The following is a 13,080-nucleotide window of genomic DNA, read 5'->3' on the forward strand; positions in this document are numbered from 1 at the left end:
CACGACCACCCGACCGCCTCCCACGCTATTCACAGCCCTTTGCCGGCGATTACATTTTCGCCCCTCGATCACAACTCCGTGAACACGGCGGCACATTTATTCGCATTCGCCTCGAAATCCACGGCCGCGTTTGACAGGCCCGATACGCCCAAAAACCGCTTCACCGTGACCGGAACTGGTAGGATTATGTCCATAGGAGTAACTATTTCGTCCGCAAAAATCTGCGAAAAAGCAAAGGCTTGCACAGCCTATGGTCGACAAATGCGAACAAGGGCGACGCCATGAACAATCAATGGCTGCAAAGCAATCGCGCCCGGGCGACACTCCTTGAAGGCACATTTGCGGCATGGTTCGTAAGCCAAACATTATTTTTTTGTAATTTGATTGTTGGTGTGCGTCGCAATAGCGTCCTTCTCACAGGGCGAGACAAGCCGGCGAAGGACTTCTTCGCGACGCGACATGCCGAGACGCCCTGACGAACCGAAGGCCAACAGGTACGGGCTTTCAGTTTAGGAGAGAAAAATGCGCGTTCTTATCGTACCCTTGGCAGCAGCAGCCATCTTTGCCACAGCTACTTATAGCTCGGCCACGATGACCGGCAGCGCCAGCGACAAGAACGTGCTCTATGCCGGTGCAGGATATCAGCTGCCGGCGGATATGAAAGTCCCTGCCCTTTCAGCAGGCGTAAAGATTCAAATGTCCGAACTGCCGCCGCAGGCATTGGCTTTGCCCCAGCAGATCAGGATTCTCCGATAAGTTCAGCAGATACTCAGGTGGGGCACCATCCCTACCCCCGGCGCCGCCCCACCTGAGTGCCTTTGCAAAAGACGTTTGATTTTTGGGCCCCACCCTGCGTCATCAAATGTCAGCAAAGCGCAAGAAGGCAGGAGCTCCCCCAGCTCCTGCCTTCTCTAATTTTGGCCATCTCCATTTCGCGACAGCACGATTATTGAGCACATGCTGCGGAACATCTTTGGTTCCTCGCCGCGAATATCTTGACGCAACGCTATCGATCGATATCCTTTATTATCTACGTATATGCGATCTTATTAATTATCTCGTCAGACAATTTGAAACTTAGTTCAGTTGATCGGAGACGATTGCATGTCTTTGTCTACAAAGGAACTTACAAAAAACCCGAATTTTTTCCCAGAAATCCTCGATTATACACGAGAGATTATATCCACTTATGATCGGAATCAGCGCGTATGCTCCGTCTTTGCTTCACAGCAGCGCTGGCTGATGGCGCTTGCCGGCTTCGCCCTCTATTGTGGCGGCATTGACGGGGAACCGCCCGGCATCCATGCCAATCGTTTCGCCAACTATATTGTCGAGCACGAAATCGCCAGCCACAACACCGCGCTCAGCTTTATTCAGGAGATGCTTGCTCTCGGTTTCCTGCGCTACCTGCCCGTAGCCAATGATCGGCGCGCTCGGCCGATGCAGCCAACGGAAGAGGCCGCAAAGCAGCTTGCGCTATGGCTGAGCATCCATCTTTCCGTCCTGGATCGGTTGGATGGCGGCAAGCGTAATGTCTCATTTAGCAAAAGACCGGAACTCATTGCCCTGCTACAGCCCACGATCTCGGTTGGCATCATTGAAAGCGACGAGCTGCGCAATCCGGGAGAAACCTTCGACCTGTTTACCTGGGCAAACTCGGGCGGCATCATCATGGATTATCTGATCTCCCGCATCGGGACGATCAACACCGCGACTAAGAAAGCGATTATCGGTCCGGTGGCCTTTACCGATATCTGCAACCGGTTTCTCATCTCCAGAACAAACGCAAAGCGTCTCATGAACAAGGCCATAAAGATGCAAAGCGTGGGGTGGACAGGATCGCCGGGGCGAAGCCAGCTTTGGCTCTCAAGCGCCTTCATCGAGGAGTATTGCAACTATCAGGCGGGGAAACTCGCCATCATAGACGCCGCCTGGCAAAACACCCTCGGCACGCGGCCAATCCGCATGCCGAGCGCGAAACAGAATTTTACTTCAGCAGCTCCTTCAAGATAGCCGAAGCCTTGGCAAAATCCATCTGACCGGCATAGCGCTCGCGCAGGGCGGCCACGCACTTGCCCATATCCTTCAGGCCCTGCGCGCCAAGTTCCGCGACAACCGCAACGCAGATCTCGCGGACCTTATCTTCGGAAAGCTGCTCCGGCATGAAACCCTGGATGACCGCGATTTCCTCGCGCTCCTTGTCTGCCAGCTCGGGACGGCCGCCCTCGATGTAGATCTTCACCGATTCCTCGCGCTGTTTGATCATCTTGGCGAGCAGCTGCAGAATCTCGTCTTCGCTCGCCTGTTCCTTGCCGAGACCGCGATTGGCGATGTCCTTGTCCTTGATGGCTGCAAGGATGAGACGGACGGTCGAAAGCCTCGCCGTGTCCTTGGCCTTCATGGCATCTTTCTGGGCGTTGGAAAGGGTTTCGCGGATCATGTCTTTAACTCCTTGAAGCAGGCCGGCGACGATCGTCCCGGCCACTTATGTCATGTTGCTGTCTCTTAAACCAACAGTGTCGATCAACGCAATTGCGCCCGAGAGCCCGAATTCCTTGACGGGAAAGCAAAAGCGCGCATTGACCGGCTCGCCTTGTTTAGCTATGTCCATCACCTGCACATAAGATCGATAGGAAGATCTCAAGCCGCGACCTCTGTCGACGGCTGCACCTTGCTACAAACATGGCGGAACCGCCGGTCTCTTCAAGGCCGCGCCCGACGCCGGAAACGGGATGACGACTATGACCGCCACAGCCCCATGGACCACTGAAAAGCCGACTGCCCTCCTCGTTCTCGCGGATGGCACTGTGATCGAAGGCAAGGGTATCGGCGCGACCGGCAAGGTCCAGGCCGAAGTCTGCTTCAACACGGCGCTCACGGGTTATGAAGAGATCCTGACCGACCCCTCTTATCTCGGCCAGATCGTCACCTTCACCTTCCCCCATATCGGCAATGTCGGCACCAACGATGAAGACATCGAAGACCTGACGCCCGCCGCCCGCCACGGTGCCGTCGGCGTGATCTTCAAGGCCGATATCACCGACCCCTCGAACTACCGCGCCGCCAAGCACCTCGACCAGTGGCTGAAGGCGCGCGGCATCATCGGTCTCTGCGGCATCGACACGCGTGCGCTGACCGCCTGGATCCGCGAGAACGGCATGCCGAATGGCGTAATCGCTCACGATCCGAACGGCGTATTCGACATCGAGCAGCTGAAGGCGGACGCCAAGGCCTGGAGCGGACTTGAAGGTCTTGATCTCGCCAAGGTCGCCTCTTCCGGCCAGTCCTCGCAATGGTCGCAGACACCCTGGGTCTGGAACGAAGGCTATGGCGAACTCGGCGCCGATGACGCCAAGTACCATGTCGTCTGCCTGGACTACGGCGTCAAGCGCAACATCCTGCGCCTCTTCGCCGGCCTCGATTGCAAGGTCACCGTCCTGCCGGCAACGGCTTCGACGAATGACGTCCTCGATCTCAAGCCGGATGGCATCTTTCTCTCGAACGGCCCCGGTGACCCGGCAGCGACCGGCGAATATGCCGTGCCCGTCATCAAGGATCTGCTGAAGACCGAAATCCCGCTCTTCGGTATCTGCCTCGGCCATCAGATGCTTGGCCTCGCCCTCGGAGCCAAGACTGCAAAGATGCATCAGGGCCATCACGGTGCCAACCATCCGGTCAAGGACCATACGACCGGCAAGGTCGAGATCGTCTCGATGAACCACGGCTTCGCAGTCGACTCGAAGTCGCTGCCTGAAGGCGTTGAGGAGACTCATATTTCGCTGTTCGATGGCAGCAATTGCGGTCTTCGCGTTTCCGGCAAGCCGGTCTTCTCCGTGCAGCATCACCCGGAAGCATCGCCCGGCCCACAGGACAGCCACTATCTCTTCCGCCGCTTCATCAACCTAGTGCGCGAAAAGAAGGGTGAAGAAGCCCTGGCGGAGCGCGCCTGATAAAGCCGACCATCTAATCGCATGAGAAAGCCTCGGATTGGTGCCAATCCGAGGCTTTCTTTTTGTGTGTCAACTTGGGAGGTCTCTCGGCACATATGTTCATGCTTGCCGAAGCTCAGGCTTGCAGGCGGCGCTGCTTGACCACTTCGAGCTCGCTCATCAGGATTTCTTCGAGGAACTCGAAATCCGACTGCCCGAATTCAACGAGACCGAATCTCAGCTTGTAGCCCCAATTCTTGTCCTGGGTGAAATCAAGCCAGCCCAGGAGAGGACGGAGCGGCTGTTCGGGCGCATCAAGCCAGTCCACATCCTTACGATAGGCTTTTCCGCAACCCATCTCGGCCAGGTAAGGCTCACCCTCACGGACAAAACCGATGGCGGTGAAGCACTGAAAGCCGTCCCTCTCGCCCATCTTCACTGAAGGAGAGTAGTAGACGATGCCATCGCCCGGCTTGATACGCTTCAAGGGGGCTCGCTTGCCGTGGTTCACCTGCATGAAGCCATGTTCACGCCCAATGCGTACATGCTCGGCACTGGCCACGGCCAGCCAGTAGGACTTCTGCTCCGGCTCCGGACGCCGGGACGACGTGTTGGCGTGTGGCAGGAGGCGTACGGCCGCCCCCCGATTGATCTGATCGTCCCGCGGGAAAAGCGCGGCATCACTAGGATTGCTTGCCTTGAAATTCATGGTCGTCTCCCGTCTCTGGTATGAGACAGATATAGACGATCATACTGTCAATTTTTGTCAGCAGTCTCGCAGGACGGGGATGACTCTCGCTATCAAGCGGCGGCAGCCTTCTCCGTCCGCACGAGAATGTAGAAGCGCGCGCAAAGCATCGCCGCTGCGGAGGCAAGGCCGAGCAGGAACCCAAACCAGATGCCGATACCGCCGAAATTCAGCGGAAACGCCAGCAACCAGGCGAGGAAGAAGCCGATTGGCCAATAAGCGATCAGCGCCAGGATCATCGGCACGCGTGCGTCCTTCAGCCCGCGCAGCAGACCGCTCGCAATCGCCTGCAGCCCATCGACAAGCTGGAAGAAGCCGGCCACGACGATCAGCGGTGCGGCAAAGGCAAGGACCTCAGGCGCCTCGGCCGAATGAACGTCAAGGAACCAGCTTGCCAGCCAGGAGGGTATAGTCGCAAACAGTATGCTGCCGCAAAGCGCGATGCAGCTCGAAAGGATGAGCGCGACGATGGCGGCGCGCTTCAGGCCGAAATGATCGCCCTGCCCGTGGGCGACGCCGACGCGCACGGTCGCCGCCTGGCTGAGGCCCAGCGGAATCATGAAGGCGATGGACGCCCACTGCAAAGCGATGCCATGCGCAGCAAGCTCGACGGTGCCGATCTGGCCCATCAGCAGCGATGCTGCCGTGAATAGGCTGACCTCAGCGAGAACCGTTACGCCGATTGGGAAACCAAGCCGGATGACATCCCATAAAGCATGCCAGTCGGGCCGCCAGAATCGCACAAAGATCTCGTAGCGCCGCGTTTCCTGGTGGGCTTGCACGTAACCAACGATGAACAGCAAACCGGCGGTCTGCACGGCGACCGAGACAATGGCCGCACCATGCAGGCCCATCGCCGGCAGGCCGAAATGGCCTAGCACCAGGATATAGGCAAGCACGGCATTCATCACCAACATGGCGATAGTCACTTTGAGGATAATGCCGGCGCGGCCGATGGCGCTCACCAGCGCCCGGATGACATTGTAGAGCAGCCCCGGCAACACGGCAAAGTGGCCGATGTCGATATAGCCGCTCGCCAATTTCGCGACATCGGGCTTCTGCCCCGCCGCGAGCAAAATCTCCTCGGAATAGAAGAAAGCCGGCTGCGCCAACAGCCAATAGGCCGTTACGACCCAGAGGCCCATGCGCAGCGCACGGCGCACCGAGGTAACGTCGCCTCTACCATAGGCCTGCGCCACCAGCGGCATGACTGCGATGGAAAAACCCGAACCGAAAACCAGGATCGTGAACAGAAACTGCGCGGAAAGCACCATTGCAGCCAGTTGTTCGGCACCGAGCCGGCCCACGATCATGACGTCAGTGGTGTTAATCCCGAGCTGCGCCAATTGCGCACCGATCAGCGGAATGCCCAGCGCAAGCGTTGCGCGCACATGTGCAGACCACGAATTATCATTGTCATGCGCGTAAGGGCGCACAGGTGCCGGCATATCCATAGCGAAGACTCGATCTTTAGAGTCGCGCAAACCGTCCTACCCAAGGGTGCGCGAGCCTGCCGCATTAACGCAACCTAGGTTAAAAAGCCAGCAGACAAGTCGATAATGCTAAAGAATTCATCAGAACATCAAAATATCTGATGATATTTTAGGCCGCTTCGCCCGCCTGCGATTGGGATACCGCTTTCGGCTCGGTCTTGCGGACCTTCGCCACGAGCACGACAAGGCCGGCGACCACCAGGATTGCGCTCATGATGAAGGGCGCACCAGCAAAAACGACGGGTGCGGTTGGCGCGGTATAATACTGGAACAGATACGGAAACAGCACCGGCCCAATGATGGCGGTTATACTCGTCAGGCTGCCGAGCACTCCCTGCAATTCGCCTTGTGCGGAAGGCGGAACCTTGCTGGCTGCAATGGAACGAAGCGGCGCGTCCGCGACATTTTCAATAACAGTCAGGACGATAACTGCGTAAACCATCCAACCTTGCCATGAAAAGGCGTAGCCGATCAGGCCGAGACCGGAAAACACCATTCCGAGCACTGCGGTCTTCCACTCGCCGAGCACAGGCACCAGCCGTGGCAATACGAGACCCATGGCGACGGCGGCACCTATCCCATAGACAGCGAGCGAGAAGCCGATCTGCCCCTCGCTCCAGTCATAGCGATAGGAGGTGACGAAAGCCCAGACCGCCGGGTAAACGCCATGCGCCAGCCAGTTCAGGAACATCACGACACAGACCCAGCCGATACCTTGGTAGCGGCGCATGTGCTTCAGCGCGCCGAACGGATTGGCGCGCGTGATCTCGAAGGGCCGGCGGTGTTTCGCGTCGAGCGTTTCCGGCAGCAGGAAATAGGCGCCGACGAAATTTAGGAACGCGAGAGCCGCCGCGCCATAGAAGGGCACGCGGGGACCGAACTCGCCCAGAAAGCCCCCGATGACGGGGCCAAGCACGAAGCCGACACCGAAAGCCATGCCGATCAGGCCGAAATTCTTCGCACGGTTCTCATCATTGCTGATATCGGCGATATAGGCGGAGCAGGTCGAGAAGCTTGCGCCGCTGATGCCGGCGAGGATGCGGCCGACAAACAGCATCCAGTATGAGCCGGCAATCGCACAGATGAAATTGTCGATCGCGAAGGTCAGCACGGAGGCCAATAGCAGCGGCCGACGGCCATAGCGATCGCTCAGATTGCCGATCAAGGGTGAAAACAGAAACTGCATGCCGGCATAGGCCAGCAACAGCCAGCCGCCCTCGGTCGCCGCCGTGCTGACCGAGGCACCCGTCAACTCCTCAAGATATTTCGGCATCACCGGCATGATGATCGCGATACCGATGACGTCGAGAAAGAGGATAAGGAAGACGAGGAACAGGCCTCGACGGGCGAATTTCTGATCGATCATGGAGATGCCTTCTGGCGGCTCCGCCTCGATGAAAGAGACAGAACGTGAACGAAAAACCGGTGCGTTCCCCATACATAAAGATTTTGGCGGAAACAATACGTGAACGCTTCAATCCTATTGATTTATCGAACGCTTTTTTTGATCCTTGGCACAAAAGCGACTATCTGTCGCGACCGCGCCGCTGTTCTCGATTGAGAAAGTCGACGAAGGCTCTAAGCGGTGCCGGCATATGGCGTCTGCTGGCATAATAGAGAAACGGGCCGGAAAAAGCCGTGTCCCATTCTTCCAAAATCGGCACCAATTCTCCGCTGGCAATCTGTGGCGCGAGGAATTCCTTGAATGTTCTGATGATGCCCAATCCAGCCGCCGCAGCGCTGCGCTCTATCTCGATCGAATTCGTCGCAACCACCATCGGTGGCGTAATGAAGATCGTCTCGCCGTTCCTTTCGAACTCCCAAGGCACCACGGATCCGCTTAGGAAGCGATGACGAATACAGCGATGCTCGAGTATATCGCGCGGATGTTGTGGCGTGCCGTTTGCAGCCAGATAGGCCGGCGCGGCAGCCGTGATATAATGCTGTTGCCGCGGCCCGATCGGCACGGCGATCATGTCCTTTTCCAGCCGCTCGTCATAGCGAATCCCGGCATCGTAGCCGGCCGCCACGACATCGATGAAACTGTCCTCGGCGACGATTTCGACTGATATCGCCGGATACTCCTTCAGAAAGCGGCTGATGATGTCGGGCATGACGACCATGGCAGCGACAAGTGGCACATTCAGCCGCAAAGTCCCGCCGACGCTGTCACGAAAGCTGTTGATATCGTCAAGCGCCACAGAGATCTCGCTCATAGCGGGCGTCAGCCGCTCCATCAGCCGCTCCCCAGCTTCCGTCGGCGTCACGCTTCGGGTCGTGCGATTGAGCAGACGGACCGTCAGCCGTTCCTCCAGCCGCCGAACCGCTTCGCTTAATGACGAGGCGGAAACGCCGCGCTTGCGTGCCGCTTCGCGAAAGCTGCGTTCGCGGGCAACCGCAGTAAAGGCAACCAGGTCTGCCAGTGGCAAGTCATCCATTGTGCGAAATTCCAAACGACCCGTTTCGATTTACCGGGATTATCGCACAGAGAGCAGCGGAGTAAAACATCATCACAGAGGCCTTTGGAAAAGAGGGCGCACCTTCGACCAAGGAGAGTAACGATGGAAAAACATCAACTGGGAAGAACCGGACCGCAGGTATCCACGCTTGGCCTCGGCTGCATGGGCATGTCTGGCATGTATGGGCCGTCCGATCGCACCGAAAGCATCGCCACCATCCATGCCGCGCTCGATGCCGGGATCAACCTGCTCGATACCGGTGATTTCTACGGCATGGGCCACAATGAGATGTTGATCGGCGAAGCGATCAAGGGGGTGAAGCGGGACGATTTCCTGCTGAGCGTCAAGTTCGGCGCGCTGCGCGATCCCGCCGGCGCATGGCTCGGCTACGACGCCCGGCCGGCAGCGATCCGCAATTTCGTCGCCTATTCGCTGCAGCGCCTCGGCGTCGATCACATCGATATCTACCGCCCTGCTCGCCTCGACCCGAACGTGCCGATCGAAGATCAGATCGGCGCGATATCGGACCTCGTCAAGGCAGGCTACATCAGACATATCGGCCTGTCGGAAGTCGGCGCTGACACCATCCGCCGCGCCGCTGCCATCCATCCGATCATCGACCTGCAGATCGAATATTCGCTGATCTCGCGCGGCATCGAAGACAAGATCCTGCCGACCTGCCGTGAATTAGGTATCGGTATCACCGCCTACGGCGTTCTTTCGCGCGGCCTCATCAGCGGCCACTGGCAGAAGGGTAATGTCCAAAAGGGCGATTTCCGCACGATAAGCCCGCGCTTTCAAGCTGGAAACGTCGAAAAGAACCTGGAACTGGTGGAAGCTTTACGCCGGATCGCCGAGGCGAAGGGCGCAACCGTCGCCCAGATCGCGATTGCCTGGGTCGCAGCCAAGGGCAAGGATATCGTCCCGGTCATCGGCGCCCGTCGCCGCGACCGCCTGACGGAAGCCTTGGGAGCGCTCTCGGTTGAATTGTCGCAAGCCGATATGGCCGCGATCGAACGCGCGATCCCGAAAGACGCCGCTGCCGGTGGCCGCTACCCCGAAGCGCAGCTGACGCATCTCGACAGCGAGAAATAACCCGAAAGGCTTGCCCGCTCGCCGGCATCACGGCAGCGGGCAAGCAAGATCAGACCGGATTGTTCAGCGTATCGCAATCCGAGAGCTTGCCGGAATCGAAACCCTGCTTGAACCACTTCATGCGTTGCGCCGAAGTGCCATGATTGAAGCTGTCGGGAACGACATAGCCCTGCGTGCGCTTCTGCAGCGTGTCATCGCCGATCTGCTGCGCTGCGTTCAGCGCCTCTTCGAGGTCGCCGGCCTGCAGGATGCCCTTCTGCTGGGTGAACTTGCCCCAGATACCGGCAAAGCAATCGGCCTGCAGTTCGATGCGCACCGACATCTTGTTGGCGTCCACTTCGCTCATGGTGCGGCGGGCCTGGTTGAACTTCGGCAGGATTCCGAGCAGGTCCTGGACATGGTGGCCGACCTCATGCGCGATCACATAGGCTTGCGCGAAATCGCCGGATGCGCCGAACTGGTCCTTCATCTGCTGGAAAAAGGCCATGTCGAGATAGACCTTCTGATCGCTCGGGCAATAGAAGGGGCCGGTCGCCGCCGAAGCCTGACCGCAAGCCGAAGGGAAGCTGCCGGAAAACAGCACGAGCTTCGGATCCGTATAGGTCTGGCCCATCGATTTGAAGATGCCGGTCCAGGTGTCCTCCGTATCGGCAAGCACGGTCGCGACGAACTGCTTCATCTCGTCATTGGCCGGCTGCCCGCCACTACTATTGTTGGAAGTGCTCTGCTGATATCCGGAGCCGCCACCCTCCAGAATGCCGCTTTGCTGCAGTAGGCCGATGACATCGACGCCCATGGCCCTCAGGATCAGGAAGATCACGATAAGGACGATAATGGTGCGGAAGCTCAAACCGCCGCCGCCAATCCCTCCACCCGGAAATCGAAAGCCGCCGCCACTGCCGCCGCTCATCGGTGATGAGCCGCGTTCGTCCTCAATATTGTCGGATTGCCGACGCCCCTTCCAATCCATAGTGCACCTCCTGGCGATGCCTAAAATCAAAGTCCCTTGAGGTATTTATATATCCAGGAAGTGTAACAAAGCCAGTTGGCTATCGACAGAACATTAGCTTAAACGGCGGCGCTGCCATATTTCTTTAGACATCAGCCATAAAAGCGCGATGACTATACCCGCCGCCACCAGAAACGGCGCCACTTCATCGCCGTCGAAGGCCACCTTGCTCATGATCCGCCCCGGAAGAAAGGTAAAAGCTCCGGCACCCACGATGCCACCGAAGTAAAGGCCTCTGACGATGCGTTTATGCGCCTCGATATCATGTTTGCGGGCATTGGCGATCGCTCCCCAGCAACCGAAGAGAACGAAAAGGGAAAGCAGGTGGATCGGGCTGAAGCCATAAAACATGTTGATCTGATGAATGAAGAAGCTCGAGAGCGCCGTGACGGCCATGAGAGCCAGCCATATCTTGCCGAGCACCCGGTGTATCGGCGTCCCCTTCGGCCTTGCGAGAAGATAGGCCCCCAGCAATGCGGCCGGGACGACCGCCGCGACATGGATCTGGATCGCAATTGGTGCATCAAGAAGCGGCTCGAACGTCATGATTTCTATCCGGTTGAGTTTATCGAGCCTTTCCGTGATAGTGCCGTTCTCTCAACCGAAATTGCGCGAAAGAACGAGACATCTTCGTGGATCACACCTTTCTGCAGTCCACGCTTCGTGAATTGCAGGTCATCCAGCGTTCACCGCGCTTCTGGGCGACCTTCGTCACGATCGTCCTGATCTTTGCCCTGACCGGACCGTACGGCACCCTTGACAGGCTGATGCCGGGAGCAAGACTGGGCTACTGGCTTGCGCTGCACGCCATGGCGTGGTCGATCGCGATCGTCTTCTCCATCGTCGCCGAGATCCTGCTGCGCGGGCAAATAGCAAGCATGTTCGCCAGGATGATGATCGGTTCTGTCGCCGCCGCATTGCCGATCGGCTTCGGCATCGCGCTCATCGACTTCGCATTCTTCGGCACATGGCCCACGGTAGCCGGCAGCCTGCATCAGTCCATCGGATCCATACCCCTCTGCGCCCTCTTCTGCATTCTCTCCTATATGACCATGCATCGGCAGATAGCGATCGCAGCCGGAGGAGCAGATCTCGCGGAAGCGAAGACGATATCCGCCTCCGCATCTGAGATTCGGCCCGGAATATCGCAACCTCCGATTCTCTCGCGTTTGAAGCCGGAAAACCGTGGAGCGCTAATAAGGCTTACCGTTCGCGACCACTACACGGAGGTCGTGACGACACGTGGCCGTGAACTCATCCTGCTGCGCTTCAGCGATGCCCTGATGGAAATCGGCAATACCGAGGGTATCCGCCTGCATCGATCGCACTGGGTCGCGGCGGATCATGTTGCCGGCCTCAAACGCGACAACGGCAAGCTTTTCGTCGTCGCACGCGACGGAATGGAGATGCCAGTCAGCCGCTCGTATGCGGAAGCCGTTCGGCGTCGTTTCGGCTGATGGCTGCCGGATTACCACCGCTTCTGCCGGGGCGGACCGGAGGCAAAGACAGCTCCCTCCAAATACATAGAGTCAATGCGACTTATGAAAGTTGGAAAGATATTCTTTACGGTCACAACCATTGATTTAAAAAAATCGGCCTAACTTGCGTCCGCATTCTTTAAATGCGGACGATTTGCACCTAACTCAGATTTCGCGCCCACATTTTTCACATTGTATCTCTTACATAAGCGGACAACCGCGATGCCGTCAGGCAATCCTGAACGATGTGGGTGTCTTAACGCGCACCGCGCAGGGGTTTATGAAGCGATCGATGAGTGTGTCTTTGCTGCTCATGGGAACAGCGGCATTGACGAGCTGTGGCGAGAAGGAGGATAGGGTTCAAATTTACAAAGACGTCAATGCCTGCATTGCGGGTAAAGTCTTTTCCGCTGATGAATGTCGATCTGACTTTGCCTCGGCCGAAGTGGAACGCCAGCAGAATGCACCTGCCTATGAAACAGCCGCAAACTGCGAAAAGGACTATGGCGTCAATAATTGTCAGCCAACGACAAGCACGCATCAGTCCGGTATGGGGCACTTCATTCCCCTCCTGGCCGGTTATCTCGTCGGCAGCGCCGCCAGATCGTTTGATACGAAGGCGCTATATCAGCCGTTTGGGAGTACCGACTTTCGAACGGCGACCGGACGAAGCCTTGCCAATGGCATGCTGCTTGGAAAAACGAAATATGCCGAAAGAAAAGACGACAACACACAATCGTCTTCTTCCGGTGGCGGCGGTAGCGGTGGCTCTTGGGGAAAATCCTCCGAACGTGCCAGCCGTTCGAGCGGCGCAGTAGAACGCGGTGGTTGGGGCTTTCGTGGCTTCCATCTTTCGGGCTGACGGGTGA

At 57.8% G+C, this 13,080-nt stretch carries 13 protein-coding genes; 6 read left to right on the forward strand and 7 right to left on the reverse strand.

Annotated elements, in window-relative coordinates; translation table 11 throughout:
- Window positions 1-522: 522 nt before the first annotated feature.
- The gene (locus ACK83U_RS09620; RefSeq protein ID WP_015340561.1) at window positions 523-756 is read left to right on the forward strand and encodes a hypothetical protein; all 234 of its coding nucleotides are present in this window, start codon (window positions 523-525) and stop codon (window positions 754-756) included.
- A 348-nt stretch (window positions 757-1,104) separates the two neighbouring features.
- The gene (locus tag ACK83U_RS09625) at window positions 1,105-2,013 is read left to right on the forward strand and encodes a hypothetical protein (protein WP_112605021.1); all 909 of its coding nucleotides are present in this window, start codon (window positions 1,105-1,107) and stop codon (window positions 2,011-2,013) included.
- Here the strand turns inward: ACK83U_RS09625 and ACK83U_RS09630 are convergent.
- A complete protein-coding gene (locus tag ACK83U_RS09630; RefSeq protein ID WP_112605018.1) occupies window positions 1,988-2,440 on the reverse strand; it encodes a GatB/YqeY domain-containing protein in 453 nt (150 codons plus the stop codon). The genes ACK83U_RS09625 and ACK83U_RS09630 overlap by 26 nt on opposite strands.
- 301 nt (window positions 2,441-2,741) lie before the next feature.
- Here ACK83U_RS09630 and carA point away from each other — a divergent pair, with 301 nt between their 5' ends.
- On the forward strand, window positions 2,742-3,950 hold the full coding sequence (gene carA / locus ACK83U_RS09635) for a glutamine-hydrolyzing carbamoyl-phosphate synthase small subunit (RefSeq protein WP_112334807.1): 1,209 nt from the start codon (window positions 2,742-2,744) through the stop codon (window positions 3,948-3,950).
- Window positions 3,951-4,065: 115 nt separating this feature from the next.
- On the opposite strand, the gene ACK83U_RS09640 is transcribed toward carA, so the two are convergent.
- The 4 genes from ACK83U_RS09640 to ACK83U_RS09655 all read right to left on the reverse strand — a co-directional run bounded on the left by ACK83U_RS09640 (window position 4,066) and on the right by ACK83U_RS09655 (window position 8,608).
- Window positions 4,066-4,638 (reverse strand): EVE domain-containing protein, encoded by a 573-nt coding sequence (locus ACK83U_RS09640; protein ID WP_112605015.1) that lies wholly within the window; start codon window positions 4,636-4,638, stop codon window positions 4,066-4,068.
- A 92-nt stretch (window positions 4,639-4,730) separates the two neighbouring features.
- On the reverse strand, window positions 4,731-6,131 hold the full coding sequence (locus ACK83U_RS09645) for an MATE family efflux transporter (protein WP_112605012.1): 1,401 nt from the start codon (window positions 6,129-6,131) through the stop codon (window positions 4,731-4,733).
- Window positions 6,132-6,279: 148 nt separating this feature from the next.
- Entirely contained in the window at window positions 6,280-7,536 is a 1,257-nt protein-coding gene (locus ACK83U_RS09650; RefSeq protein WP_112334806.1) for a TCR/Tet family MFS transporter, read from the reverse strand.
- Window positions 7,537-7,696: 160 nt separating this feature from the next.
- On the reverse strand, window positions 7,697-8,608 hold the full coding sequence (locus ACK83U_RS09655; protein ID WP_112605009.1) for a LysR family transcriptional regulator: 912 nt from the start codon (window positions 8,606-8,608) through the stop codon (window positions 7,697-7,699).
- A gap of 123 nt (window positions 8,609-8,731) precedes the next feature.
- Between ACK83U_RS09655 and ACK83U_RS09660 the strand changes: the two genes are divergently transcribed.
- The gene (locus tag ACK83U_RS09660; RefSeq protein WP_112605006.1) at window positions 8,732-9,724 is read left to right on the forward strand and encodes an aldo/keto reductase; all 993 of its coding nucleotides are present in this window, start codon (window positions 8,732-8,734) and stop codon (window positions 9,722-9,724) included.
- A 49-nt stretch (window positions 9,725-9,773) separates the two neighbouring features.
- Here ACK83U_RS09660 and ACK83U_RS09665 read toward each other — a convergent pair whose 3' ends face one another.
- Together ACK83U_RS09665 and ACK83U_RS09670 are read right to left on the reverse strand one after the other, a co-directional pair.
- Window positions 9,774-10,694 (reverse strand): neutral zinc metallopeptidase, encoded by a 921-nt coding sequence (locus ACK83U_RS09665; RefSeq protein WP_112605003.1) that lies wholly within the window; start codon window positions 10,692-10,694, stop codon window positions 9,774-9,776.
- Between the two features lie 93 nt (window positions 10,695-10,787).
- Complete coding sequence (locus tag ACK83U_RS09670; protein ID WP_112605000.1) at window positions 10,788-11,279, reverse strand: DUF2306 domain-containing protein; 492 nt, start codon at window positions 11,277-11,279, stop codon at window positions 10,788-10,790.
- Between the two features lie 86 nt (window positions 11,280-11,365).
- On the opposite strand from ACK83U_RS09670, the gene ACK83U_RS09675 reads away from it, so the two are divergent.
- Together ACK83U_RS09675 and ACK83U_RS09680 are read left to right on the forward strand one after the other, a co-directional pair.
- Window positions 11,366-12,190: a LytTR family DNA-binding domain-containing protein gene (locus ACK83U_RS09675; RefSeq protein ID WP_112604996.1), complete on the forward strand. Its 825-nt coding sequence runs from the start codon at window positions 11,366-11,368 to the stop codon at window positions 12,188-12,190.
- A gap of 313 nt (window positions 12,191-12,503) precedes the next feature.
- Window positions 12,504-13,073 carry a DUF1190 domain-containing protein gene (locus ACK83U_RS09680; protein WP_162708022.1) on the forward strand — a complete coding sequence of 190 codons (570 nt, stop codon included), beginning with the start codon at window positions 12,504-12,506 and terminating at the stop codon, window positions 13,071-13,073.
- Window positions 13,074-13,080 lie beyond the last annotated feature (7 nt).

This window comes from Rhizobium sp. WW22 (assembly GCF_047041135.1).
Taxonomy (GTDB): Bacteria; Pseudomonadota; Alphaproteobacteria; order Rhizobiales; family Rhizobiaceae; genus Rhizobium.